The sequence below is a fragment of the Sungkyunkwania multivorans genome (assembly GCF_042675645.1).
GTDB classification, from domain to species: Bacteria; Bacteroidota; Bacteroidia; order Flavobacteriales; family Flavobacteriaceae; genus Sungkyunkwania; species Sungkyunkwania multivorans.
In genome coordinates this window covers 33,172-59,095 of record NZ_JBHTJH010000001.1, presented here as the reverse complement: position 1 = coordinate 59,095, position 25,924 = coordinate 33,172, and the positions used below count along the sequence as shown (strand labels likewise).

20 protein-coding genes are annotated in these 25,924 nt (G+C 41.6%); 7 read left to right on the top strand and 13 right to left on the bottom strand.

What is annotated here, in order from left to right:
* Positions 1-11 precede the first annotated feature (11 nt).
* The 7 genes from ACFQ1M_RS00210 to ACFQ1M_RS00180 form a co-directional block, all read right to left on the bottom strand.
* Positions 12-1,187 (bottom strand): Pycsar system effector family protein, encoded by a 1,176-nt coding sequence (locus ACFQ1M_RS00210; protein WP_386402171.1) that lies wholly within the window; start codon positions 1,185-1,187, stop codon positions 12-14.
* 10 nt (positions 1,188-1,197) lie between these two features.
* Entirely contained in the window at positions 1,198-1,752 is a 555-nt protein-coding gene (locus ACFQ1M_RS00205) for a hypothetical protein (protein ID WP_386402168.1), read from the bottom strand.
* Positions 1,753-1,841: 89 nt separating this feature from the next.
* Positions 1,842-5,558, bottom strand: coding sequence for a hypothetical protein (locus tag ACFQ1M_RS00200; RefSeq protein ID WP_386402165.1), 3,717 nt, complete (start codon positions 5,556-5,558; stop codon positions 1,842-1,844).
* 89 nt (positions 5,559-5,647) lie between these two features.
* Positions 5,648-6,151 (bottom strand): pyridoxamine 5'-phosphate oxidase family protein, encoded by a 504-nt coding sequence (locus ACFQ1M_RS00195; protein ID WP_386402162.1) that lies wholly within the window; start codon positions 6,149-6,151, stop codon positions 5,648-5,650.
* Between the two features lie 142 nt (positions 6,152-6,293).
* Positions 6,294-7,670 carry a deoxyribodipyrimidine photo-lyase gene (locus tag ACFQ1M_RS00190; protein ID WP_386402159.1) on the bottom strand — a complete coding sequence of 459 codons (1,377 nt, stop codon included), beginning with the start codon at positions 7,668-7,670 and terminating at the stop codon, positions 6,294-6,296.
* Positions 7,671-7,729: 59 nt separating this feature from the next.
* The gene (locus ACFQ1M_RS00185) at positions 7,730-8,026 is read right to left on the bottom strand and encodes an HPF/RaiA family ribosome-associated protein (protein WP_386402156.1); all 297 of its coding nucleotides are present in this window, start codon (positions 8,024-8,026) and stop codon (positions 7,730-7,732) included.
* Positions 8,027-8,048: 22 nt separating this feature from the next.
* Positions 8,049-8,660 (bottom strand): nitroreductase family protein, encoded by a 612-nt coding sequence (locus ACFQ1M_RS00180; protein WP_386402154.1) that lies wholly within the window; start codon positions 8,658-8,660, stop codon positions 8,049-8,051.
* Between the two features lie 153 nt (positions 8,661-8,813).
* Here ACFQ1M_RS00180 and ACFQ1M_RS00175 point away from each other — a divergent pair, with 153 nt between their 5' ends.
* The 4 genes from ACFQ1M_RS00175 to ACFQ1M_RS00160 all read left to right on the top strand — a co-directional run bounded on the left by ACFQ1M_RS00175 (position 8,814) and on the right by ACFQ1M_RS00160 (position 11,131).
* Positions 8,814-9,053, top strand: coding sequence for a DUF7218 family protein (locus tag ACFQ1M_RS00175; RefSeq protein ID WP_386402151.1), 240 nt, complete (start codon positions 8,814-8,816; stop codon positions 9,051-9,053).
* A 49-nt stretch (positions 9,054-9,102) separates the two neighbouring features.
* Positions 9,103-10,197: an alkene reductase gene (locus ACFQ1M_RS00170; RefSeq protein ID WP_386402148.1), complete on the top strand. Its 1,095-nt coding sequence runs from the start codon at positions 9,103-9,105 to the stop codon at positions 10,195-10,197.
* Between the two features lie 136 nt (positions 10,198-10,333).
* A complete protein-coding gene (locus ACFQ1M_RS00165; RefSeq protein ID WP_386402145.1) occupies positions 10,334-10,957 on the top strand; it encodes a fasciclin domain-containing protein in 624 nt (207 codons plus the stop codon).
* Between the two features lie 30 nt (positions 10,958-10,987).
* On the top strand, positions 10,988-11,131 hold the full coding sequence (locus ACFQ1M_RS00160; RefSeq protein ID WP_386402142.1) for a hypothetical protein: 144 nt from the start codon (positions 10,988-10,990) through the stop codon (positions 11,129-11,131).
* 116 nt (positions 11,132-11,247) lie between these two features.
* Here ACFQ1M_RS00160 and ACFQ1M_RS00155 read toward each other — a convergent pair whose 3' ends face one another.
* Entirely contained in the window at positions 11,248-12,213 is a 966-nt protein-coding gene (locus ACFQ1M_RS00155; protein WP_386402139.1) for a sodium-dependent bicarbonate transport family permease, read from the bottom strand.
* 5 nt (positions 12,214-12,218) lie between these two features.
* Positions 12,219-12,512, bottom strand: coding sequence for a hypothetical protein (locus ACFQ1M_RS00150; protein ID WP_386402136.1), 294 nt, complete (start codon positions 12,510-12,512; stop codon positions 12,219-12,221).
* Positions 12,513-12,878: 366 nt separating this feature from the next.
* Here ACFQ1M_RS00150 and ACFQ1M_RS00145 point away from each other — a divergent pair, with 366 nt between their 5' ends.
* Together ACFQ1M_RS00145 and ACFQ1M_RS00140 are read left to right on the top strand one after the other, a co-directional pair.
* Positions 12,879-13,793 carry a LysR family transcriptional regulator gene (locus tag ACFQ1M_RS00145; protein ID WP_386402133.1) on the top strand — a complete coding sequence of 305 codons (915 nt, stop codon included), beginning with the start codon at positions 12,879-12,881 and terminating at the stop codon, positions 13,791-13,793.
* A gap of 121 nt (positions 13,794-13,914) precedes the next feature.
* Positions 13,915-15,363: a CotH kinase family protein gene (locus ACFQ1M_RS00140; RefSeq protein ID WP_386402130.1), complete on the top strand. Its 1,449-nt coding sequence runs from the start codon at positions 13,915-13,917 to the stop codon at positions 15,361-15,363.
* Between the two features lie 42 nt (positions 15,364-15,405).
* On the opposite strand, the gene ACFQ1M_RS00135 is transcribed toward ACFQ1M_RS00140, so the two are convergent.
* Entirely contained in the window at positions 15,406-16,065 is a 660-nt protein-coding gene (locus ACFQ1M_RS00135; protein ID WP_386402127.1) for a DUF2461 domain-containing protein, read from the bottom strand.
* A 376-nt stretch (positions 16,066-16,441) separates the two neighbouring features.
* Between ACFQ1M_RS00135 and ACFQ1M_RS00130 the strand changes: the two genes are divergently transcribed.
* Entirely contained in the window at positions 16,442-17,575 is a 1,134-nt protein-coding gene (locus tag ACFQ1M_RS00130; protein WP_386402124.1) for a glycoside hydrolase family 5 protein, read from the top strand.
* 104 nt (positions 17,576-17,679) lie between these two features.
* Here the strand turns inward: ACFQ1M_RS00130 and ACFQ1M_RS00125 are convergent, their stop codons facing one another.
* From ACFQ1M_RS00125 to ACFQ1M_RS00115, 3 genes are all read right to left on the bottom strand, one after another.
* On the bottom strand, positions 17,680-21,036 hold the full coding sequence (locus ACFQ1M_RS00125; protein ID WP_386402121.1) for an FG-GAP-like repeat-containing protein: 3,357 nt from the start codon (positions 21,034-21,036) through the stop codon (positions 17,680-17,682).
* A gap of 78 nt (positions 21,037-21,114) precedes the next feature.
* Positions 21,115-22,653: a RagB/SusD family nutrient uptake outer membrane protein gene (locus tag ACFQ1M_RS00120; protein WP_386402118.1), complete on the bottom strand. Its 1,539-nt coding sequence runs from the start codon at positions 22,651-22,653 to the stop codon at positions 21,115-21,117.
* 18 nt (positions 22,654-22,671) lie between these two features.
* Entirely contained in the window at positions 22,672-25,731 is a 3,060-nt protein-coding gene (locus tag ACFQ1M_RS00115) for a SusC/RagA family TonB-linked outer membrane protein (protein ID WP_386402115.1), read from the bottom strand.
* Positions 25,732-25,924: the final 193 nt, after the last annotated feature.

The following is a 25,924-nucleotide window of genomic DNA, read 5'->3' as shown; positions in this document are numbered from 1 at the left end:
TTTCTAAAATATTATAGTTGACTAAAGGCAATGATAAAAGCAATGACAGAGCAAATGATCCCGACCATAAAGACCATGTAGGTGATCTTTAAAAGTCGATATTTCTTTTTGAGTACCACACCTAGAGAATGTAGGTCTTTGGTTAGCGAATGGTATACATAGCTCTTATCATCTATTATTTGATCGATGGCCCATTCGTATTTTTTGTAGTCCATCTTATGGAAGTTACCAAAGAATAGTAGATTCACGCGACGCTTTTTAACGTCCTCTTCTGTGAACTCTCCTTTATCTACCTTCGGACTGGTCGATAGGATAGACATTATGATCGATGCAACACTAAAGAGTACCAAGATAAGCGAGGGTATCAATAGATGCTTATTGTTGGGAGAATCTAATTTTGGAATGAGGTTTGCCAAGGCTAAAGAAATGATGATGGCGTTCACGGAGAGAAGTATGTTGGCCTTGGTGTCCGCAATATCACTTAGCTTTATATGGTTTCTAAGCGCCACTCTGAACATCGTTTGAATACCGCGTTCTGGACTTTCGTTCTTAAATTTGGCTTTGATCTTGGCCTCATTCTTTTTGCGTTTTACCTTTTTGTCCTTTTTGAACAATTTCAGTAGATTCTTATGCTTTCTTTGTTTCCAATTCTTGATGGCATAGTCGGTATAATATCGGTGCTTTTCTGTGAAAAGTTCGATCGTCGCTGCTCGCCACTGAGAGGCACTTAGGTCGGAGACCCCCAGTAATTTTTCTTCTTGCCGAAGCAGTTCGCTGGCTTCTTCAAAATATTTTTTTGCCACATGCACATTATCGGCATCTTTGATGATCTCCTGTAGTAATGTTTTTGGCTGTTGCTGGGGCTTGGTCGCCGTGATAATGTCTTCGACAAGTTCTATCGTCTTTGCCGGGACCTCTTCTTCCGTCAGAAAGGTTCTCGCTAAGGAACAACTCTTCTCTTCATGCCCGTCTGGTCCATCGATAAAACCACTATCGTGAAACCATGCCGCTAGCAATAACGCCTCCATATCATCATTATCGAGTTTGTAATATTCACCTATTTTCATACATGCCTCAACCACTCTAGACGTATGTAGATAGTTGTGATATAGATTGCTTTCAGGAAGATCGTGTTTAAATAATTCCAGAATTTGTTTTTCCGCTTTTTTAATCAAATCAGTTTTCATTGGTGCTTTCTTAAGATTGTTGTTTGACCAAATGCATTATCTCTTCTGGTGAGAGATAGAATTTTTTTATTCGTGCCTTATATTTATCAGATAGCGAAGAATGATTCAGAATAAAATTTTTAGTTGCCAAAATATAATCCTGCATACCCGCTTTCACAGCGAAAACATCCGCTTCGCGCTCTGCATTTTTGATGTGTTTTCCAGAGATGAGGTAGGCCAATCCAAAGATGATCAAGTTAATGGTCGATCGGCAGCGATAGTCCATCACATGGCCCAATTCATGGCCAAGCCATCCTATTAACACTTCTTTTGGTATTTCATGTATATCAAACTTCTGACCATCGATCTGTAAATTACGACTTATAAGGATAATGTAGGCTCTTTTTTTCTTTCCGTTGAATAGGGTCGCCCACGTTGGCTGTGCTTTCATCACAGAAGTGCTGAGCTTATCTTTGAATTTGAATGTGATCGAAACATCCTGTAAATCGGGATAGTAGGAAAGTGCCTTTTGCACTTCCGAGATAATGGTGATTGGAGCACTATGTCTTTCGGTTATTTTTTGCATGAATCAGATTAAGTATGAAAGGTACGTTCATTTTTGCAATTCAGTGAATGCAAACGCAATAGATGATTGCTCATTTGGCCTTTCGCTGTCTAGAAGTCAAATCCGAATCCGACGGTCAACATATTATCTTCAGACGAATTGAAGAAGCCAATATTGAAGGCCAATTTTTTTAGAGCACTGACCCAAAGTCCACCGCCCTGTGAAGTATGCCACGTATTTGAACTTTCCCCGTCCAGCCAAACTCGCCCATAGTCAAAACCACCATAAATACCAAAGGTGATCGGAACGGCAGGAGTGATGTAACGTTTCAGCCGTAAACGAAGGTCAGAGGATTGAAAGAAATAGGAATCGCCAGAGAATCGTTCATTCCTATAACCGCGAAGACCGTTATCACCTCCGATAGAAGGCGCATGATAAAAGAAATAGTCGTCTCCGATGAGTGTCTTGTATTTTGCGGTCGTGCCCAGCACCAAGTCTCCAGATTTGATAAGTTTATGATTGAATCCGACAGTAAAGGCCATGTGGGCAAATTTGTTTTCCGAGATCTGGGTGTTGGCCTTGAAGCCGCCCGCAAATCCAAAATAGATCCCTTTGGTGGGAAAATCATCTGCATCATTGTTCTTGTAATACAGCGATGTCTCAAGGCCCACATAAGTTTGATTGTCGAATGCGTTGGCATCGATATTGGAAGGAACAAAGAAACGTCCAGGAGTATTTTCGATCTTTATGTTCTCAAAAGCAGCCTTTATTTGTAAGGTTTTGAAAACAATTCCTGCCTTGAGACGAAATTGCTCCATCCGTGCCCTATTGAATTCTCTGCCCAATGCTTCATCAAAGTTGAGCGTCTCGTTCCCGAATCCAAAGAAATTATTGATGAACTTGTCGTTGGTGAAATAGCCTTCCACCTGAAAATTCCATGAAGGGATCACGTTTGCCCATTGGCCCAGATAGCTGAGCTCGACGCCTTGAAAGTTAAAATAGTAATTTGCCGAAATTGCATGTTTGTATCGAAATGGATCCGAATTGAAACCGTTATTGGTATAGCTATATCTTCCACCCAAGAAGAGTCCATCATCTGTCCTGAATCCGATATTTGGAAGAATGATATGGTGGTTCTCCCTAAAATAGCGCCAGTGAAATGTATTGGCCCGATAGGTGTTGGTCAATGATTTTCGCGGCTTCTGGTCTTCGAAAGTGATTGCCTCATGGCTCCAGTCATAGACCTTGACTTTCCGGTCATTCTTAATATTGAAAACATCCTCGCCATAACCCCCGATCAATCGAATCATTGTGTTTGATCTTTCAGTGCCAGTCACTTCAAAAATGTCGTTGTCGCCTAGGCCAAAGACCCAGATCTCTCGTGTCTCGTTCTCATCAAAGCTGCGCTCGTAGAAGATCTCATTGGGTTCATCAGAGAAAATTCGTCTTAAAGTGATCCTGGTCTTCCCATTATTCAGTCGTTCGATGATGATCTTATCATCTTTTTCCGTGGCGTGAATGCTAACCACCTCATTTAAATAGCTGCCATAGGATCTTGCATAGGAAGGCAGGTCTTTCAATCTGGCTTTAAGAACGGTCTTAAATCTTGAAGCTGTGCTGTCCTGCACCTCTTTGGGAAGTCTTTCAAAAGCCTGCTCGATATCTTTATCGGTGATATGGTCTTGGATGAATTTGGCTTCTTCGATCCATACGTCCACTCCGTATTGATTGAGTAGGGCCCGATCGAGATTGTTTCCTTCTGCATTGAACCATTTGGTATCCTTGATCTCCTTCCTGTAAGATTGCCAAAAACGTGTATCTGGAACAAAGAGCTGTATGAGCGGAATCGCCGTGCCATCGAAACGGCTAAATGCCGCATCTCGATCTCTTGGTATTGGCATAAAGATCTTCTTGCTACTATCTTTTACGTTGTATTCGGCCCAACGCCATTGGTCTTCGTGACGGTCCCAATCACCTATGAGCATATCAAATATTCGTGCTCGGATAAAACTTTTCTGGTCGATCATATATGATTCGTCCCCTTTGATCTTTTCTAGCATGTCGGTGGTGCTCTCAAAATCTGGAATCTTGCCTGGTACCGCCGGTAATGTTCTGCGATAACCATCAAATCGATATTGCTCATCAGATGGCCGTTGTTCTATAAAATAGAGGTCATCACCATATTCTTCTGCATATGCTCCCAAGGCCTTTTGTTTGGGGACATAGAACAGTTGCGTTTCAGCATGGTTCACAGCTGCTTTTTCGGCCAAGGGATCGATCACCAGTTGCATATATGGATGGCTTGTGGTAAAAAAATCTGACACCACCTTTTGTATCCACGTTCCTTTATAGTCATCTTCACTGTACGCAATCCCTTTCACCTTAAATTTCAGAAATTTTAACGCATTCTTTTGAAGGGAGCGCATGGCGTATTCCTTCCCATCATCCGTGATGAGACGTAATGTTTGGGATTGATGCCCTCCGCCTTCCTTTGCTATTTTGAGTCCTCCAAAAAGACTATCTAGATCAGCTACGGGCGCCGTCACTTTTTTTCCGTAATACGAGCGGAAACGTTCTCCCCACCAGAATTTATAAAAACCACTTTTTTTCAGTTTGGTCGAATCTTGAAATATGGAAGTTTTGTAGGTGGAGGGGAGTTCGGCATAATTGGTTTGGCGTTGTTCTTTCTTTCCAAAAGGAGGAAGAATATCAAAGCTTTTGGTGATTCCTTCGTTGATGTGGAAAGTGACCTTGGAGGCGCCATCGTCGAAGTAGGTCAATTTTGCAAATCCCTTGGCGGGGTTTGTATAAATCCCTTCATATCGTAATCCGCCACCTACCGCCACTATCTCATCCTTAGAGCGGTAGGTGGGAGCAATTGTATTGAGGCTTCCGCTGATCACCTGATGAAGGTTTTTAGATTTCAAATATTGCAAGCTTTCTTCATGTCCAGACAGGAAGGTAATTCTATCTGATTTTTGCGCAAGAGCACTTAATAGGATCCTGAAATATTTATATCTACGATTGCCCAAATTGTTGGGTGAGAATGCAGCCAATTCCTCGATTTTCCTGTACAATGATGCAACGCCAGGTAAAGGCAGAAGATGCTGTTTAAGAGTGTGGTTGCCTGCATAGCTGCCGTTGCTAAAAACTGGGTGATGCATGGCGATGACCAAATTTTTGTCTTGAGCATCATTGATATAGCCTTCTAACTCTTCGGCAAACCTTCGACGTGTTAGGATATCGGTACATTTTCTATTGATGTTGTCAACGCGATTCCAATCTGCGGTGAACCATCGACTATCGATAAGGATCAGGTCCAATTCTTCACTGATGATGACCTGTTCGACCGGACAGGCGTTTTCTGGTAAAACTTTTACATGCTGTAAATCTTTATCTTTCAAGTATTTCTCTGTCAATTCCACAAGTCGAGTATCCCAACTGGCCCATTCGTTGCTACCAGGAAGAAAGATCACCGAACCCTTGTAGTCTTTAAGAATATCTAGTTGTCTTTTTAGGTAAGCTTCGTCAAAGGTCTGTTTGTTTTTTACGGCAGGCACATTATCGCCAGTAAAGATGAGCGTGCTGTTCGCAGAGGCACTCAAAAGTTGTTTCCGTAGTTGATGAAGGGCGAGAGTGTCTTGAAGACTCCCCGAGCCGAAGCCACCGGCAAGGAAGATCTCGTAATTGCTACTCGAGTTTGATGTTGAATCTGCCGATGCGGTCCTTAGCGATTGTTCTTTAAATGAAGCACAGGAGGATACTAGAAAAAGAACACCAGCAATAAAGGGATAGACCCATGGTAATTTTAGCGAATTGTCTTTCATAATTGAGAGCATCATTATAAAGATGCGAGCACGTTTATAATGATGCCTGTGTAGTTTGTTGGTCGAATAAAAATTCGATTTTCCGTTTGTTATACTTCAAGATGACCTTTTTTTCCTAGGTCTGCTTTTGTGCCAGTGATGGCTGCCCAACTCTTTTTGAAGAAGGAAACAAATTTATTGGTTTTATTATCCCAATAGTAGGCCTCCGACGGTGTAATTCTGATTGCGGAAAGCAGTGGGTCTGTAGGTCCATCAAACCATTTCCCATCGATATTGTCATCATACAATTGATGGATCATATCTGCATTGGTGACGATGGCTCCTTTACCATATACGCTTATGTATTGATCGTTTTTAGTGTCGTTATAAAGCAATTGTACATCATTGCCATTTTTCAGGTCAAGATTATGTTCACTACTTATGTGGCTTAAAAACCATATATCTCCTTTTTTGTCCACTTGTTTGGTGTACATGGGAACTGCATTAAGTGGTCTTTTTGATAGATCTGTGATCATCATCGCCACTTCGATGGTATTCACAAGTTGTTCAAGTTTATCTTGGGCTTTATCATCTGTAAGGTCTTTTACACTCATTATTTCATTTTTTTAATTAATAATTTGATTCATAAGCTAATTTTTCAACTGAACGTTGAATGCTCTCTTAAAAATAGTCTAACGTCTGAAGAGCATTTTGCTCGTTAGCCTTAAATTGTAGCTCGTTTCAAAAAGCTGGAAACTACTTGGCGGATGATAGATCATTTTGTGTCTCCTCAAGAAATTCTGAAACATCGAATTTTCTCTTCATTCCTTTCAGGGTCATGGTCCTTACTTTACCGAAGACCTCTCGCTCTTTCCAAGCGCGATCATGCAGACCAAATATCCAACCGATATTTGCATAGGAGTTGGCATCTCGACCATCTAAAAAATATTTATTGTTGAGGTAGAGTGCTGTCTTGTAAGCATAGGACGAGGAGCTGCTCCAGTGTAATATTTTTTTGCCCCAATACATTCGCAGATAATTATGTAAATATCCTTTTTGCTTCATTAGCTCCATGCAGCTGTTCCAGAGATCATCATGCGTTTGTGCTGCCTCCAGCTCATTTCTGGTATAAGAATAAGGACGGTCGTCCTCATCATGCTTTTCCAACGATTCTCGTGCCCAGTCTGGTAAACATTGAAAAGAATCGTAGTCTTTTTGATAATAGACAAAATTGATCGCCAATTCTCGCCTTACCAATAATTCTTCAATATAACTTTTAGTGTTCTCAGAGGTATTCTTATTTGTTATTTTATTGAGGATCCAGATAGGCGAAATTTGACCAAAGTGAAGATAAGGACTCATCTTGGAGACAGCTTCTTTCAGTGGTTTATTTCGTAATGAGTCATAATTCTTTAATGAGGAGGATAAGAAATTATCGAAGATTCGTTTTGCTTCATCAGTGCCTCCTTTGAAGGATGATACGGGTGCTACCTCTTTATCGACTTCAATCTTTTCTATAAGTTCCTTTACCGTTTTCCAATCTTCGCCATCGATCTTTAGACGGAGAGAACTTTTCTTTGGGGTTTTTGATCGTATGGGATGGAGATAGTTTTCCCACTGGCTCATCAATTTTTTTCTTATGGTCCTAGCAGCATATTCTTGTTTGTCAGAAACTTCTTCGACGGGCACAACGACATCAGACTCAATTTCAAAGGCCGCCACCTTTAACTTGCTGCTTATCTCCTTTCGCCATTGTCTTTGGTGTCTTAAATAGCCTTTATCCATTATCACCGCCGCACTATTTTCACATAAGGAAATAACTTCCTTTATGGGTTCCCCAATTTTCGTAACGAATTTGATATTGCGATCATCTAATTCTTGTCTTACCTTTTGGATACCTTCCAGCATGAATTGATAATGCCGCAAATTGGCATCCGGATAATCTGGGTCAATCACAAATACGACAACCACACGCTTATCCAGATCGTCTGCCAAGTCGATTGCATATTCTAGGGCATGATTATAAAAACTACGCTGTGATTGTTGCATCCAATAGAGTACGTATGTTCCATTATTGTTAAGTTCGCCCTTATTGAGCTTCCTAGTTCGGTCTTCGTTAATTCTATTGGTCATTCCTGCGATGCTTCAATACTTGTTTTAAAAATCGGGATATCCTAAAGATGCATCGACTTTTAATGATATAATTCTACTTTGCGCTTTTCAAGTTGTTTGTCGAGATCTCTCACAGTCTCGGCGATGGCACTCAGATAGCTGTCTGCATTGGTGGATGCGAATATTCTTGGTCCTGGAGCGCTTAATCGGATATCGCATATTTTCCCAAGGTCATCACTGGTATTTTCGTTTTTAAAAAATATGTCTGCACGATGCACAAAATCATACTTTTCCCCTAGACGGGCCATTTTTTCTTTTACAGCTTCCTCTAATCTGTCACTTGCTGTCACGTCGTGATATTCAAATACTAATTGCATAATATGTTTTTGTGTTTAATGATTATTTTAAATTTTTCCATTCATTTTCAAAAGCAAATTCCACCACCGGTCTTCTATCTCTTGAAGCCTTTTCTTCTTTTTTCAGGTCCTCGCTGAGTGTGTTGGGATCTCCTCCATAGTAACCAGCGGCAACGACCGAGTTAATGTGAAACCCTTCTGGAATTTGAAAGGCGTCCTTCACCTTTTCGATATCGACACCTGCCATATGATGCAAAGCGATATTCGCTGATTGCGCTTGGATGGTCATATTTCCCATGGCCAGACCTAAGTCGTGCAAGGCATGAAAATTATCTTTCCCATCAGCTGTCTTTTCTTTGAAGATCGTAATGATAAGCAAAGGAGCATTCGAAGCCCACGCCTGATTAAACGTGCTTAAGCAATCGAGAAGTGTAGCATATGCTGATGATTTGCGTTGGCAATAGACAAATCGCCACGGTTGTCTATTATAGGAGCTGGCAGCCCATCTGGCTGCTTCAAATAGCTTCATTATTTCTACTTCGGGCAGTAGCGCATCTGAAAATATTCGAGGACTATATCTTGTTTTGAGCAGTGGAAAGATCTCATATTCCACATCGGCTAAATTGTTCAGTTCTAATTGTTCTGCTGTTGTCATTGTTTTTCTATTTTCTGCCTACAAAGGTCTTTGAATAACGATGAAAAACGGTGCGGTTTCAGTATGATGTTTGATTCATTTGCATTTGAGCAACAGTCGCTTCGAATTGAGACAAGCTTTTGTACGTACTTTAAATACATTTGAGAAAAAAAGATGGGACGACCAAGTATAAAGAATGAAGAGCAGTATGAAGCGCTACGAGACAAAGGATACAGTAAAGAAAAAGCAGCGAGGATAGCCAACACTGATAATAGTGGAAAAAAGGGTGGGAAGGCATCCAATTATGAAGATAGAACGAAAGAAGAACTCTATCAACAAGCTCAGGAATTAGAGATCGAAGGCCGTTCTACGATGAATAAGGAAGAATTGATTGAAGCATTGAGAAACAATTAATGTCCAATACACTTTAGGAATTGATAATCAAAAGTAAAAAATATATAAAATGACAAAATATAAAAATCTCTTAAGTCCATACAGTAGAAATTTAGAACTAAAAAATAAAGTGGTCATGGCCCCGATGACCCGAAGTCGCGCAACCGATGATCATATACCAACAGAGATTATGGCAACCTATTACGGGCAAAGAAGTGGTGCTGGTCTAATTATCACCGAAGGAACGGCTCCATCACCTAATGGAGTAGGATATCCCAGAATACCAGGAATTTATAATCCAGAACAAACCACAGCTTGGAAAAAGGTAACAGATGCGGTTCACGACAACGGAGGAAAGATCTTTATTCAACTGATGCATACGGGACGAATTAGTCATCCAGAAAACATGCCTGCCGGGGCCCAAGTATTATCCTCGTCGGCACTGGCCGCTCATACTACCAAAATGTACGTTGATGGTAAAGGAGAACAACCATTGCCAACCCCAAAGGCAATGACCCAAAGAGATATCGAGTTGGTAATTGAAGAATATGTAGAAGCTGCAAACAATGCGATTAAGGCTGGTTTTGATGGGGTTGAGGTGCACGCGGCAAATGGCTATTTGATAGAACAGTTTTTAAATCCAGTGGCTAATGAACGAGACGACAGTTATGGAGGAAGCATGGAGAACAGAAACCGTTTAGCCATTGAAATCGTAAAGCGTGTTGCAGACCAGATTGGAAAGGAAAAGACTGGAATTAGATTATCACCCAATGGTGTGATGAATGATATTAAAGGTTTTGATGGACAACATGAGCAATATGATATGTTGGCTGAAAATTTAAATGAAATTGGCATTGCCTATATCCATCTGGTGAATCATGAGTCTATGGGAGCAGCACCACTTCCTGAGGAAATCAGAAGGTCAATCAGAAAAAAATTCAATGGTACTTTGATACTTTCGGGAGGCTATGACCCCGAAACTGCGGAGCGCCATTTACAAGCCAATTTTGGCGACCTTGTAGCCTTCGGGCGACCGTTCATTGCCAATCCTGACCTTATCGAACGTTGGAAAGAGGATGCTCAACTGAACGAACCAAAGCAAGATCTGTTTTACACTCCTGGTCGTGAAGGATATATCGATTATCCAGCGATGCAATCCGTTTAAACGATGATCTCTTAATAGCTCGATAATCATTTGGACCATGCTTTACTAATATGGCTTAGAAATTATACGAGTTAATATTTATCGCCATTGCATCATTCCAAAGAAAAGAAGATCAGTAATTTAAAAGAAAAAAGATATGATGAAAAAGATAAAATTTGAAATCCTATTATTGACCATTGCCGCAATACTGATGATCGCTTGTGGTGGAGAAAAGAAGAAAGAAATTTCACCGACACTCGATAATCAAACACCGGTGGCCAGCAAGGATTTGAGAGACCTGGCACCCGATACTACGTTTGATGAAGTCCGTCCGCTAGTTGAGATCATCAACGACAATGCCGAGTTTAACACGTTGAACAAATTGCTAAGAGCTAGTGGGGTGTACGAAAAGGTGGAGACCGCGGACGACATCACCATATTTGCACCCATCAATAATGCATTCAGTCGTTTGACCGATGCCAAACTGGCCCATCTGAAAACGCCGCAGGGCATGGAAGAGACCATCAATATTTTACAATACCATATCGTAAAAGATGAGTTCGATCATGCAACGCTAGAATCGGCAATAGAAGCAAATCGAAACGCATTGCGTCTAAAGACATTGAATGGTGGCTATATTTCGCTCTCACTAATCGATGGGGAAATGTACATCACTGATGAAAATGCCCTTCAATCAAAGATAGTGATGCCCGACGAAGAAGCGTCGAATGGAGTTCTTCATGGAATCGATGGAATTCTTTTACCGCAACAACAACAATAAAATTATTTGATAACATTTAAAATATACGACATGGGAATTTTTGAAGATAAAAGAAAATTTAAAAGAAAAGTGGAACAAGAGAATCCTACAAATCCAACAGGCAATACGAACGTTGAAACAAACGATTTTGATATCGATTCAACTACCATCAAAGAGCAACAAAAAAAGAAATAAAGCATCGCTATTGTGAAAAGGAAAAAGCCTTTCGTCAAAACCGAAAGGCTTTTTTTAATGCTTATAAGTGTATATTTTGGTCAATTTCTATTTCGTTCCAACATTTACACAGAGAACTATGGGGAAATTTGTATCAGATATAAATAGATAGGCATACCAAGTGTAATATTGAACGGGAATGTGATGGCAAGGGCCATGGGCAAATATAAACTAGGGTTGGCCTTTGGGACAGCGATTCGCATGGCGGCGGGTACGGCTATGTATGAGGCACTGGCCGCCAAGATCGCAAGCAAGAAGCGGTCTCCGGTATTACTTAAGAAAAATTGTGAGCACAAGGCAATGATAATACCGTTCACCAAGGGTATCACGATTGCAAAGAGTAGTGCAAACCATCCCTTTTTAACAAATGTTCCGATTTTCTTTCCACTGGTAATTCCCATATCTAAAAGAAATACAGCTAAAAAGCCTTTAAAGATATCTGTGGTAAATGGTTTAATACCTGCTGCTTGTGCTTCGCTTGCCATAAAACCAATGACGAGGCTTCCAATGATCAGTAGGACACTTCCATTAGTGACCGCATGCTTTAGGATACCTTTAAATTCTTGGGAGGTCTTTTTACCATTGCTGAACATTCTTATGAGCAGCACTCCGATGATGATCGATGGTGCTTCCATGAGCGCCATAACAGCCACCATATGGCCTCCAAAATTGATTTGCTCTATTTCTAGGAAACTCACCGCTGTTACAAAGGTAACCGCACTTACCGATCCGTAAGCTGCTGCAATAGCACCTGCATTTTCCACACTAAATTTAAAACGTAGTATGAAAAAAGTATATATGGGGACCAGCAAGGCAAGCGCAACACCAGTGATGATAGACCATCCTATGTCACTCGTATAGCTACTATGTGCTAACTCTTGCCCACCTTTGAAACCGATGGCGAGCAAGAGATATAGAGAAATGAATTTGGATGAATTTTTTGGAATTTCTAGATCACTTTTGATCTGCGAAGCGAGTAGACCGAGAATAAAGAACAGTAGCGCCGGATTTGTAAGATTGTCAGCCAGAAGATGTAAATCCATTGAATTTAATGATCGCTGATTTCTACATTAATGATTCCATTGATACGTACCGTTTTTCCAGAAAGTTTGGCCTCGCGATAGACTGCTTTGAATTCTTCTTTTTCTGCAAGTAGCTGAGAAAGACGACCATCGTCATAGCTCGTGTTGCAATGTTCATCTCCTTCACGCATGGATAGTCTATGTAGCTTGTGGAAGTTGATCTTTACATCGATAAGGTTGTTGATAACATCTGATGCTTCCGAAGGCGTAAACATGCCATCTACCAGTTGAACTTTGTGAAGTACTTTAGTTGTTTCCATAATTTCTTAGTTTATTGTTTTGTCTAATAGGACATAAATGAGTAATAATGCTAAAACAGTTCCCGCTTTCACAAGGGGCCAAAAGGTCTCCGAGTTGGAGGAATAGCTAATCCAAACGACCAATAGATAGGATAGCGCGACAGCTAGCGATACTAACCTTCTCGTGATATTTAATAGCCATTTCTTATGAATTCTGAACGAAAGTGTTTCTGCACTACTAAAAATCATAATTGGTCTTTTTAGAGATCTTTTGTCTTGTAGAAGCGGGATAGTTTTTGACATTTCTTTTCGTTTTCTATGCAAATGTCAGAGGAAAAATTCATATATTTTTATTTATTTTTATTATTTTAAACATAAACACTATTTATGAATTACACCTTGCACCAACTTCAGATTTTTCTCGAGATCGTAGAGAAACGAAGTATTACCAAAGCTTCCGAAGCATTATTCCTAACCCAGCCTGCCGTTTCGATTCAGTTGAAGAAATTCCAGGATCAATTTCCGTTACCTCTTACAGAAGTCATAGGAAGACAACTATATGTCACAGCTTTCGGAGAGGATATTGCGAAGGCTGCCAGAAGGATTCTGGACGAGGTGGCCACCATCGATTATAGAACCAAGGAGTATCAAGGAAAGCTGGCGGGGAAATTATCTATCTCCGTAGTTTCTACAGGTAAGTATGTGATGCCCTATTATTTATCAGGTTTTGTTAACATGCATCCAGGGATTGATTTTAATATGGATGTGACCAATAAGCAAAAGGTAGTACGTGACTTAGAGGAAAATCGTGTGGATTTCGCTTTGGTATCGGTATTGCCAGAAAATCTTTCGCTTCAGCAATTGCCATTGCTAAAGAACAGCCTGTATTTGGTCGGTGGCTCGGAACGTGAGCGAAACAGAAAGGGCAAGAAAGAAACTATTTTCAAAGAACAGCCACTCCTCTTCAGAGAAAAGGGTTCTGCCACGCGCAATGCTATGGAAGCATTCATCTATGAGAAGAATTTTCCTGTAGCAAAGAAAATTGAGCTAACGTCCAATGAGGCCTTAAAGCAGGCGGTCATCGCGGGTTTGGGATATTCGATAATGCCGATGATCGGTATACGAAATGCTGTAGAACAAGGGGATATTACCGTTATTCCATATAAAGGATTGCCGATTCATACCCAATGGAACATCGTTTGGTTAACAAACAAGAAACTATCTCCCGCTGCCAAGGCCTTTATCGCTTACCTAGAGGAAAATGAACAAGCCATTAAAAAGAAATATTTTTCATGGGTATAGCACAAAGTGAAAGTAGCAGCTTGTACTTCAGCTCAAATGTTGGCCATCGATCTACGTGCGGTTGGCAAAGGACAAATATGCGTAAATTTGAACGTAACTATTACCTTATCATCCTGTGATCATGCCAAGACGGTATCCTTTATTTCTTTTGTTGACCTTCATGCTTTTCAGTCGTGACGCACGTTCACAAATCGGGAAAGAGATCGTACCAACTCAGCATAGTTTTGGTATTGACACTGCACACAAATTGATCATCTGGAACATTGAGATCACGGATTCTTTAAAACAGGCTCATTCCAGTTTTTCAATACGTTTTGGAGATACATATAAGTTCAATATTCCCTCTGATAGTCTAAGCTATTCGCAAAGATTTCAAAATGAAGAGGGCTATGCGCTCTACATCACCCAATTACCGGTGATCTCCATCACCATCAAAGATGCCATCGTCAATGAACCAAAAAAAATGGCGCAGTTCTATTTCGCCGACCAAAAGCAAACGATTGAACAAATTGTGGGAATCGAATTGCGTGGGAATATCTCTTTGGGCTTTCCAAAGAAGAACTACGACCTCGAGTTCTGGAAGGATAAATGGGGTAAGGAAAATGTCGACCTCCAATTTAAAAAGCTGCGAAGCGATGACGATTGGATCTTGGACGGACTCTATGACGAACCTCTGAGACTGCGTTCTTATCTCGCCTCCAAATTATGGCTATCGATACATGAACCTTACTACATACAGCAGGAACCTGAAGCAAAGAGCGGTATCGATATGCGCTTCGTTGAGGTATTTTTGAATAATGAATATCAAGGCCTCTTTACTTTGACAGAAGATGTTGACAGGAAGCTTCTCCAACTAAAGGAGCCAGAGAACGATCAACCAAGAGGAGAACTTTTTAAAGCCGTGCGATATGGAGGTGCTCCCGAATTCAAAAAAGCACCTGATTTTGACAACAGATCTCCCTATTGGGGCGGTTATGAAATGAGTTATCCGCTGGTCAATTATAAATACTATTGGAATAATTTACATGCCTTTACCGATTTTGTGGTCAATTCAGAATCTGATGTATTTGCTGCGCGAATCGATCAGTACGTTCACTTAGATAATGTGATCGATTACTTCCTTTTTGTCAATATGCTGCGTGCAACGGATAATTTGGGTAAAAATCTGTTTGTGGCCAGATATGATATAAGTGGTCCTTATTTTATCGTGCCATGGGATTTAGATGGTGTTTTGGGTACTATTATAGACGGGCGTCGCATTTCCACAACGGATGATGTATTGAGCAACGGATTATTTGATAGGCTCATCAAGGAAAACCCGAACGATTATAAATATAGATTGGTAAGTAGGTGGAAAGCGCTACGAGCGACTGTTTTTAGCAATGAATCCTTGCTTGGAGAGATCGACAAACTGTACCAAACCTTCGAGAGCAATAAGGTATATGAAAGAGAAGGTTTGATTTGGCCTTCTGATCAGTCAAACGAAGCGCATTTGACCTATCTGAAAGATTGGTTAAAAAAAAGACTGTCGTACCTCGATGGGTATTTTGAGAAGTTGGAGCAGGAGTGACCTCTATATCTAGACGATCATGTTCACGCAGTTTACAGCTTCTTATTTGCCCAACGCCTCTTGAAGATAGGAATTGAAAGGTCTCATCTTCAAATGGGCTTCTTCAACGATATCTATAAAATGGTCTCCGGTAACCTCTTCCTCTGTCAATTGTTTCATCACCGTAAAGTCCTTCCGTCGCAACAATTCGATATGCTCATGGTCTTGATCGTAGCCTCGTGGAGCGGTTTTGAGCTTTTGATCATCTTCTGTAAGGCCACCAAAATAATCTTGAATATCTTTTGAGTCAATGATCTTGCGCAGCTCTTCGCCATTGTAGTCAATGGCCTCTCTAAGGTTATCAAGGTCTTCTTTAGATGGGTTGTGAATGCCGCCACCAACGAATGACCTTGAGGGTCCGATTGAAATGTATAGGGTACCATTTCCCTTCTTTCCAAGAGCCTCACATCCAAAATGATGTTTGTAGGTTGGTTTATTTGGATGATATAACAAATTGTTATTGATTCGCTCGATCGTCTTTTTTGGGTCTACGCGATCAAACTCTGCGTTATGCCTTGAGAGCCGCTCTAGGATATTGCTTACTTCTTCGATCCATCGTTCCTTTGCGGTCTCATAGCGGTCGCGATGTTCGTCCATCCAGTCTTTGCTATTGTTCTTTCTTAGATCCCTTAAAAACCGAAAAATATATTCTTTGCTTACCATGATATTTTTTTCAACTTCAATTAAATGATATACAAGCAATAGTGCTAGCTCATTCGGTGGAAATATTGACCTTTTCGTGAGATAAAGGTGAAGTTCTCGGAAAAGGAGCTCAAAGGTGCATTAGCTATGGTATCGTGGCGGAAGTCTAAGGTCTGTTCAGTGTCAAATAAAGTCGCCTTGAAGGAGAAGAGATGCCAAATGCCTTTATTGTTTATAGTAATGACAAAGTTGTCGTAAAGACACCAGTAGAATCAAAGGATTCAGTATCACCAGATAATTATTGGTGATACATGCAACATTTCATCTAGCTTTTACATCATTCTTGTCGCTCGCTTGAGACTCGTTTTAGCTAATTTTGAAATAAAACTGTTTGAAAATGAAGTGTTTTACCAGTGTTTATATATTATTGATCCTTATTATTTCCTGTAGTTCAGATCAGGTAAATGTAACGATGATACCCAATGAAGGGAATGTGATTGTGAGTACGTTCGATGATGGTGCTATGCGCGAGATCTCTCCCATAGAAATGGTTTCTGAAATGAAGATGGGATGGAATTTGGGGAACAGCTTGGATGTGGAAGGCGAGAACGAAACTGTTTGGGGAAATCCTGTTACAACGAGGCAAATGATCGATAAGGTTGCCGAAAGAGGATTCAACACCATTCGCGTTCCAGTGACCTGGCGTTTTCATCAGGGTCCTGCCCCCAATTACATCATAGAGAAGTCCTGGTTGGATCGTGTGGAGGAGGTCGTCAACTACGGGAGAGCCAATAATATGTATGTGATCATCAATGTGCATCATGATGATCCTTGGATCATTCCAACCTATCCTAAAGGGGACGAGGTGAAAGCCCGACTTTCCAAATTATGGACACAGGTCGCAAACAGATTTAAGAACTACAGTGACTATGTTATTTTTGAGACCTTGAACGAACCTCGCTATGAAGATAGCCCCGAGGAGTGGACAGGAGGAACCGCGGAGGGAAGAGACATGGTCAATCAATATCATAAGACAGCACTCGATGCGATAAGAGCGACCGGAGGTAACAATAGTTTGCGAAAGCTCATGATCTCTACCTACGCAGCAAGCACCTTACCAATTGCCATGAATGCTTTGGTAATACCTAATAACGATCAAAATACAATTGTTTCGCTGCACTCATACTTTCCATTTCCGTTTACGCTAGAGGGCACTGATGCGACTTGGGGCACTGATGAGGACAAGGCTCAATTAACTGCCGAAATGGACCGGATCAAGTCAAAATTTGTCGATAATGGAAAGGCTGTGGTATTGGGCGAGTGGAGTTCTGGAAATCAGAATAATTTTGAAGATCGCCTAGCGCATGCGACTTTCTACGCTAATAGTGCCGCTAACAGGGGTATTTCAAGCGTGTGGTGGGACAATGGCAATAGCGGTGTTTCTAACGATGGGCTCGCCATATTTGACCGACGAACTTTGAGTTGGCCATTTGTTGAAATCGCCGATGTGATCGTTGCGGCCTATGAATAGTAAGACGCACAAGCGCTGCTAACTTCAAAAATCTCTGGTCCGATCGTGTTTGTAAATAGAAGACCTTCCGAGAATCTTGTGTCAGACTTATTAGTGAGTTTTCTCTAAAAGGTTACGTTATTGGTAATTGCGATAAATTTTAAGAAATCGTTGTTCTGCGCCACTAGGATGTAAGGTTTGCCTTTGATGGTAATTGTAGCTAGGTCTTTCACATCCCCGTCCATAAAGAGTCCCGTTTCTTTAACCGGAGGTACCACAAATAGGTTGTCGTTGGTCCCTTTTAAAAATACGCCATGACCCGCATCAGCCCTCGGTGTTTCTACCTCAGAGGCATATAGATTGCCACCAAATATCATATCTTTCTTGCCGTCGAGGTCAAAATCCGCGACCAGGATTTGATTTGTCGGAGCCATCTGTGCTTTTATTGGCAGGTCCTTTCTTATAAATTTTCCATTTTCATTGTAAAAGACCGCACTTTTGAATGATGATATTTGATAGTGGATACTGTTTTCCAGCTTATCCTCGTCATAGACATCCACTAAAGTGGCTTTAGAAAAGGCATCATAATTCTTGAACTTCTTCTTTATGTTGGGCATTTGCTGTGAAGAACATTCTCTACCTCTCACCGGATATTGTTCACCCTCGTTATAATAGCTCAATACAATATCATTGGAGTTATTTCCATCAAAATCATTCAAATAGACATCAAAGGTCTCGCTACCATTTGCCTTGTACTTATAGTTATCCCCAAGATTTCCAGCGATGAGGTCAATATCACCATCCTGGTCGATGTCGTTTGCCTTTAAACTGAACCACCAACCAGCAGTCTGCTCTAAACCAACCTTTTTTGTGACCTCTTTAAGCTCCTTGCCAGTATTTTTGAAAAGCCTGATGTTCATCCATTCCCCGGCGATCGCCAGATCTTTCCAACCGTCGTTGTCATAGTCCATCCATTGTGCTGAGGTCACCAAACCTAGTTTGTTCAAACCAGGTGCGATCGTTTGTGTGACATTGATGAATCGCGGCTTACCTGGGGTGCTCACATTCTCTAGAATGTAACTATTGGCTGGATAGGGGTAGTTCCCTGGGATCAGTCTGCTACCGACAAATAGGTCTTGGTCACCATCTTTATCAAAATCGCAGGCATACACTCTGCCACCACTTTCGAAAATAGGAGGTAAGGCATTGTTGCTTTTCACAAAGTTACCATCCCCTTGATTAACATAAAGTCTATCCTGGAGCAACTTTGCTCTTGGACCAAACTCGTTGCCGCCGCTTACGATATAAAGGTCGTTGTCTCCGTCGTTATCAGCATCAAAAATAAGGGACCCTATGTCTTCATGCATTCTATCTTTTAGTAAGATCTTTAGCTTTTGTTGTTCGAATGAACCCTCTTTTGTTTGGAAGAACAGCCCGCCTGGATATTTAGACGCCGCGCCGATATAAAAATCGTCCAAGCCATCACCGTTTAGATCACCCACCGAAATGCCTGGGCCAAATCTGGAGGTCTTATGCGGTAAGAGAATTTCATTTTTAAAGTCATCGTAGGTGTTCTCTTTGTGTTTATAGAGCGCCAAGGTATCCGAATCACTCTGAAAAAGCTGGGCTACGATTTTTGGTGTATCTATTTTCTTTTCTCCGGCGAGTTGCGCATCGAGCATTAAATCGCTGTTCGCGGCAATCTTTGTCAATCGCTGTATCTTTTGATTAGGCCATAGGACGACAAGACTATCTACCATTTCATCTTTGCCAAGGCCAAAGTGAAGCTGTGGTGCTACCGAAGATTGGAAGCCTCGGCTTAAAGAAACTTCTTGTACCTGTTGCTCATCGCCATGGTATATTCGAACTTTTGCACCTATCCCATATGTGTTTTTTGAATCGCCCTTAAGCGCTATTTTAAGATGGTTGTTAAAGGTGGCGCTCTGATTTTGAAAAATGGATGCCTGTTTGTCGATATTGTTAATGATGAGTTCTAGGTCGCCGTCATTATCTAGATCTGCATAGGTGGCACCATTGGAAAAGCCTTTGTCTTCAATACCCCATTCAGCGTTGCTTTTTGTAAATGTGAGGTCACCATTGTTTTTGAACATATAGTTATCAATAGGCTCTGAAGGGATCCTAAGGCTTTTGATCAGCAAGCTATCTTTATGCTTTTTCTCTCCTTTAAGGCTTTCGAAATAATCCTTGTTATTGATCTCTCTGCGCGTACCATTGGAAACGAACAGGTCTTTATGGCCATCATTGTCAAAATCTGCCAACAGCGGTGCCCAGCTCCAATCTGTGGACGAAATACCCGCCAATCGAGAAATGTCCTTCAGTTTTGGAACACCCTGTTGAGAATATCCCGTATTTAGTTGCAAGGTGTTTTGCATGTATTGGTAATGGAATCCGACTCTTTCAATATTTTCGAATAGCTCGGGATTCATGCTGGCCATGTTGGCCTTTGATCGTCTATTGGAGGCGGCATCCATGTCCATTTGAACAATATCTAGGAGTCCATCATTATTGAAATCGGCGATATCCACTCCCATTCCATAGAAAGACGTATGTGCAGTGGCATTCTTGATCTCATTTTTAAAGGTTCCATCTTTTTGATTGATGTACAAGCAATCTGGAGTACCGAAATCATTAGATATGTAAAGGTCGGTCCAACCATCGTCATTAAGGTCGGATGCTGTAACACTCAATGACAGGCTATACAATTTTACTCCTGCATCTTCGGTGATCTTGGTAAAACGCTCCCCATCATTCCTATATAGATTATCCGTCTCTAAATCGGTCACCCGATCCATTCTCATTTTGTAATGGAAGCTGTTGTATTCGAAAGGGGTAACTGGGTAGTTGGCCACGTATACATCCAAGTCCCCGTCATTGTCGAAATCAAAAAAAGTGGCATCTACGCTATTTCCAGCATCATTCAAGCCAAAATCGGCTGCTCGCTCCTCAAAGGTATTATCACCATTATTTATGAAAAGTTGATTTTGTTTGTTTCCAGACTGGCCAGCTACAAGGCAATATATATCCAAAAGCCCGTCTCCATTTACATCGGCCATCGTTGTTCCCGTGTACCATCGATGGTCGCCGCCAAGCCCAGCGGCTGTGGTGATGTCCTCAAAGGTCAAGTTGCCCTTATTGAGGTACAACCTATTGGAAACCATATTTCCTGTAAAAAAAATATCGGTAAGGCCGTCATTATTGATATCCCCAGCAGCGACGCCTCCTCCCATATAAATATAGGGGTAGGTAAAGTAATTGAGTGTATCTGTTTCGCTTAGGGTATTTTCGAAAGTTATACCTGTATTCTCTGCAACGAGTTTGGCGAAGATCTTTACTTCCTCGGTTTTTTTAGACGGATTTTTCTCATCCTTTTCACTAGTTTGGCAACCGATCATGATAAGAACGAGCAATGCCTTGGTGAGCCTCAACGCTATTCTTATTTGTTTATGCATTTTATTGGTCATTCTTTATAGATAATGAAGATAAAGAAAAAATGAGCGAAAAGAAATTTCCGCTCATTTAGACAATTGCTAATTCAAAGCTTAATAACCAGGATTCTGGTCACCTGCTCCAATTTGTGTATTTGCATCAATTTCGTTCTGTGGGATTGGCATGACGCGATGAACGCTTGGATCGTAAGCTCTTACTGTTTGAAGCGCGGGGTTGTCAAAATTCTCATCAGGGAAAATAGAAAGTTCCTGGTCGTCCAAATCCCACCGCACCAAGTCGTCGAAGCGTTGTTGTTCGCCGCAGAGCTCTACAAACCGTTCATGTACGATCGCTCTAAAGATCTGTTCGGGTGTATTTACAGGGAAACCTCGGGCATCCATAATGGCCGTACCATATCGAGGCATTTCTGCACGATCTCTGATCTCATTCAATAGGTCGATCGCATCTTGATCATTTCCTAGGTTCAGCTCTACTTCGGCCTTCATCAAAACGACATCGGCATATCTCATGATACGTACATTAACGCCGCTATTTTGCGAAACATCTTGGTTGTCATATAGCTGTGAGAACTTGTACCAAACAGGCCCTCCTACGCAACCCGGGCAAGGAAACTGATAGACGCCTTCTGGGCCATAGGTGTTATCGCTGTCTTCTAGGATAGCAAGTTCCAACCTTGGATCGTTATCTTCGAATTCTGCGATCACTTTTGCAGACGGTCTTGCGTTTGCCCATCCTGTGTAATCTTGAGAGCGAAAGGTGACCTCAGAAGTACCGATACCTGTTTGTGCCCAGCGCTCTTGTTCGGTACCAACCTCTCCATTATATCCGATCTCAAACATCGACTCGTCATTATGTTCTCCAGACTCATTAAAATTATCCTGATACTCTTCTAATGGCAATAGGCTATGATTATCAACATTACTAAATGCATCTTGGGCGTCAGCATAACGTTCCCTATGCAAATAGACCTTCCCTAAAAATGCGTAAGCCGCTTGTTTGGTAACTCTCCCCGTTTCTGTTATTCCTTTTGGTTGTGTAAGCTGTACGGATAAGAGAAGGTCAGCGATTATTTGTTCGTAGACCTCATCGGCTGTAGATCTTGGGGTGTCTTCCAGGGCCCTGGAAATATCGAGCTTTAGTGGAACTCCACCGAATCGCTTCACCAAATGATAATAATATAGCGCACGTAAAAAATAAGCTTGCCCTAAGGCATTATCGACATCTGCATTGGTAAAATCGCTAGAAGCCGCATTATTCCGCATTCTTGCTTCATTGCCAATTACAAAATTACAGGCGCCAACGCCATTGAAGCATGCTGTCCAATATTGCGCGATATTACCTAAGGTCGCGTTGAACTCAAATCGATTGTATGGCGCAAAGTTGGGGTCACCACTCGACACCACCTCGTCGGACATCGCATCGGGGAAAATATAACCATTCCGCTGATAGACGATCTGAAATTGGTTATAGCTGGCATTGACGGCTGCCTCTACTTGACTTAGCGACTCGAAGAATATCTCTGGGTTAAGAGCGTTCCTATTTTCGACCGGCACATCTTCATCGCAAGCAGCTGCGCACAGAATTAAAAGGAATGTCAAACCTTTTATGAAGTGATTACTAATTCTTTTCATCTGAATATTTTTTAACAATTAAAATTCTAATTGAATTCCGCTCAAGACGGTTATTGGTCTCGGTTGTGCACTTCGATCGATACCAAGGCCATCGACCAAACCTTGTGCATTATAAAAAGGTGCAATTTCCGGATCTAGACCGGTGTATTTGGTAAAGGTCAACAAGTTTTGGCCCTGAACATAGAACCGTAATTTTTTTAGAATACCCTTTCCAGACTTGTTGATCATCGTGGTTGGAAATGTATAGCCTATGGTAACATTACGTAATCTAAGATACGAACCATCCTCGATATATCTGGTTGAAATTTCATTGTTTATGTTTGAACCGAATCTAAATCTCGGAACATCGGTGATGTCCCCAGGATTTTGCCATCTGCGCAATATTTGGGTCCCATAGTTGAGTCCATTGTCCAGACCTTCTAGATAATAGATATTGCTATTGAAGACATCGACACCTTGGACGCCATTGAAAAGGACGTCGAAATCCCATCCATTGTACTCAGCTCTGAGATTGATGGCATAGGTAAAATCAGGGTTTGGATTTCCGATGACCTGTCTGTCTTCTAGCGTTATTTGTCCATCGCCATTGATATCCAAGAATCGGACATCTCCAGGTTGCACTGGTGTTGCGGCACTACTATTGTTAGGTAGTTCGCTATCGATCTGTGCTTGGGTAGAAAAAACACCGTCTGCCACTAGTCCGAAGAAATGGAAAGGAGCCTCTCCAACGGCCAGTCTGTTAAGGGCAGAATCAAAAGGTGGATTTAGCCTAGCTCTTTCAATCGGTTCCCCAGATATTCCCAAGCTTTCAACAAGACTTTCGGATCGGGTGAGATTCGCCCAAAAATTCCATTTAAAATCACCTATATAGTCATTATAACCCAGCGTAAACTCTAAACCTTTTACGTCAACGATACCTACATTTCGAATGACAGTCGACCCTGTTTGCGAGTTGCCCGGAACACCCGCTGATGAAGGTAACTCTACAGGAATCAATAGGTCTTCACTTCGGTTTTTAAAGTAGTCCACGCTAAACTGGATCCTGTCATTCAAGATACCCATGCTCAACCCATAATTTTGTTTGATCTGGGTCTCCCATCGAAGATCGGGATTCGCTGCGTTATTGGGGCTGATACCCGGTGCTGTTTCGTCATCGAGAGAGATGGGTAAATTGAGTCCTAATGTGGGTAGGAATTGATTTACCGCATTACCGGTTCTATTGTTACCTGTTTCACCGTAGCTCGCCCTAAATTTTAAACTATTGATCGCTTCTACATCGAAAAAGGATTCATTGGAGATATCCCATCCTAAAGCTCCTGAGAAGAACCATTGCGATGCATTTTCGGGAGCAAATCTCGAAGAGGTATCTCGTCTTCCCGAGGCGCTTATCGAGTAACGGTTATCAAATCTATATCCTGCCAGGAATAGTATGGAGTTTAAATTTTCTGGCACGGAAAATGAGAGGGCTCTTGCATTTGGAGAAAAAGCTTCAGGAATATTTGAGGATAATTCGTTGTTATCCGAGATAGAAGCAGATTCGAATCGTATCCTTGTTTGTTCCAAAACGGCCGATGCGTTTACCGAATGTTTTCCAAAGGTTCGATCATATCCCAAGGTATTGGTAAAAACGGTCTGAGATACCGTTTGACGCGTTTTATCGATAAAGTTGATAGGATTTATAAATCTTCCGCCATCTTCCTCATAAGCTCTTCTGTGATTGTCCAAAAGTAATAGATTGGCATTGAGTCCGAATTGGGATCTGAGCGAGAGCCCTTTTGCCAAATTGATCTTTGTGTATACACTACCTATCACGGACGAGAATCTTGCCAAGTTGTCTTGGGTAGACTGAATTCTTATTTGATTTCTCGAATCATTTAGGTCATCAGAATTGGTTCCTCCAAAGAGACCACTTGGAGCTACGACAGGAATGTATGGCGCTTGCCCAATGATATTCTGTAAAGGATCGCGACCTCCCTCAAATTCTGGTGCAACCGTCCGGTTGTGGCCAAGTGAAAGGGTTTGACCTACCTCTAACCAATCACCAATATTGGCATCCGTATTTAGATTTAGCGTGGTTCGTGAAAATCGTGTGTCGACATAAACACCTTCTTGTTCCAATCTGGAAATACCAAGATTGAATCGGGCCTTTTCACTTCCTCCATTGACGCTGGCGTTAATATTATAGATTGGCGCCTGTTGGAAATAGGCGTCTTGCCAATTGGTGTCAACCCCATTACCATCAAAGAGCGGATCGTCGTTTACCCTTGCTATGGGAAAGTCCGGGCCACCGGGTTGCCCTGCCAGGGCATTGATCTCTCTGAGGAATTGGATGTATTGTTCTGTGTTGAGAACGTCATATCTTCTGTTGAATTCTTGTATTCCAGCGGAAGTTTCTATGCTAAAAGTGGCCTTGCCTGCTTTACCTTTCTTGGTGGTGATCAAAACCACCCCATTGGTACCTCTAGAGCCATAAACTGCCAAGGAGGCAGCATCCTTTAGAACATCCACTTTTTCGATACTCGAAAGGTCGATACTGTTAATACTATTGGTGAAAACACCATCGACAACGAATAAAGGTGTTCCGTCCCCAAAAGTATTTACCCCTCTAATTTGGATCAATGTTTGTGAACCAGGGGAGCCGCCATTAACGACGGTTACGCCTGCTGCTCTACCTTGTAAGGCTTGACCAAGATCGGTGGTGGGGAATTCGCTTAGGGCATCAGAACGGACTACCGAAACAGGCGTATTGCGTTGGGTACCATAGGTGACGATGACCACTTCATCGAGGCTTACCGCATCCTCTTCGAGCGACACGTTAATTTCCGCTTGGCCATTATAGGTGATCTCTTCGGGCTTGTAGCCTACGAAAGAAAAGACCAAAACATCCCCATTGTTTACCTTGTCTAAGGAATAATTGCCATCAAAATCAGTATTGGTTCCGGTTGAGGTGCCTTTGATAAGCACGGTGGCCCCCGGTAGCGGACCATCATTACTAGAAACTGTACCTTTTAATTGCTGCCCCATTATTTGTGACACGGAGGTCAATAAAAGAAGGAGACATAGGTTTCTTACATTCATCTTACAAGTTGGTTTAATTGATTTTCAGCTCAGCCATTGATCTTCTGGAAAATAAGCGAAGCGCATGTCGACTGTTGTTAAGATGGCAAGTTATGCGTAAGGAAGAAGTGGTGTTAATTTATTTGATGCAATAAATATTTCAAATGTTGCAATTGAGGTAAACGGCCAATGACAGCAACTTTTCTGTGCACGA

Coding starts and splice junctions, on each gene's coding strand:
- ACFQ1M_RS00210 (WP_386402171.1), bottom strand. CDS start 1,187: ATGAAAACTGATTTGATTAAAAAAGCGGAAAAACAAATTCTGGAATTA.
- ACFQ1M_RS00205 (WP_386402168.1), bottom strand. CDS start 1,752: ATGCAAAAAATAACCGAAAGACATAGTGCTCCAATCACCATTATCTCG.
- ACFQ1M_RS00200 (WP_386402165.1), bottom strand. CDS start 5,558: ATGAAAGACAATTCGCTAAAATTACCATGGGTCTATCCCTTTATTGCT.
- ACFQ1M_RS00195 (WP_386402162.1), bottom strand. CDS start 6,151: ATGAGTGTAAAAGACCTTACAGATGATAAAGCCCAAGATAAACTTGAA.
- ACFQ1M_RS00190 (WP_386402159.1), bottom strand. CDS start 7,670: ATGACCAATAGAATTAACGAAGACCGAACTAGGAAGCTCAATAAGGGC.
- ACFQ1M_RS00185 (WP_386402156.1), bottom strand. CDS start 8,026: ATGCAATTAGTATTTGAATATCACGACGTGACAGCAAGTGACAGATTA.
- ACFQ1M_RS00180 (WP_386402154.1), bottom strand. CDS start 8,660: ATGACAACAGCAGAACAATTAGAACTGAACAATTTAGCCGATGTGGAA.
- ACFQ1M_RS00175 (WP_386402151.1), top strand. CDS start 8,814: ATGGGACGACCAAGTATAAAGAATGAAGAGCAGTATGAAGCGCTACGA.
- ACFQ1M_RS00170 (WP_386402148.1), top strand. CDS start 9,103: ATGACAAAATATAAAAATCTCTTAAGTCCATACAGTAGAAATTTAGAA.
- ACFQ1M_RS00165 (WP_386402145.1), top strand. CDS start 10,334: ATGATGAAAAAGATAAAATTTGAAATCCTATTATTGACCATTGCCGCA.
- ACFQ1M_RS00160 (WP_386402142.1), top strand. CDS start 10,988: ATGGGAATTTTTGAAGATAAAAGAAAATTTAAAAGAAAAGTGGAACAA.
- ACFQ1M_RS00155 (WP_386402139.1), bottom strand. CDS start 12,213: ATGGATTTACATCTTCTGGCTGACAATCTTACAAATCCGGCGCTACTG.
- ACFQ1M_RS00150 (WP_386402136.1), bottom strand. CDS start 12,512: ATGGAAACAACTAAAGTACTTCACAAAGTTCAACTGGTAGATGGCATG.
- ACFQ1M_RS00145 (WP_386402133.1), top strand. CDS start 12,879: ATGAATTACACCTTGCACCAACTTCAGATTTTTCTCGAGATCGTAGAG.
- ACFQ1M_RS00140 (WP_386402130.1), top strand. CDS start 13,915: ATGCCAAGACGGTATCCTTTATTTCTTTTGTTGACCTTCATGCTTTTC.
- ACFQ1M_RS00135 (WP_386402127.1), bottom strand. CDS start 16,065: ATGGTAAGCAAAGAATATATTTTTCGGTTTTTAAGGGATCTAAGAAAG.
- ACFQ1M_RS00130 (WP_386402124.1), top strand. CDS start 16,442: ATGAAGTGTTTTACCAGTGTTTATATATTATTGATCCTTATTATTTCC.
- ACFQ1M_RS00125 (WP_386402121.1), bottom strand. CDS start 21,036: ATGACCAATAAAATGCATAAACAAATAAGAATAGCGTTGAGGCTCACC.
- ACFQ1M_RS00120 (WP_386402118.1), bottom strand. CDS start 22,653: ATGAAAAGAATTAGTAATCACTTCATAAAAGGTTTGACATTCCTTTTA.
- ACFQ1M_RS00115 (WP_386402115.1), bottom strand. CDS start 25,731: ATGAATGTAAGAAACCTATGTCTCCTTCTTTTATTGACCTCCGTGTCA.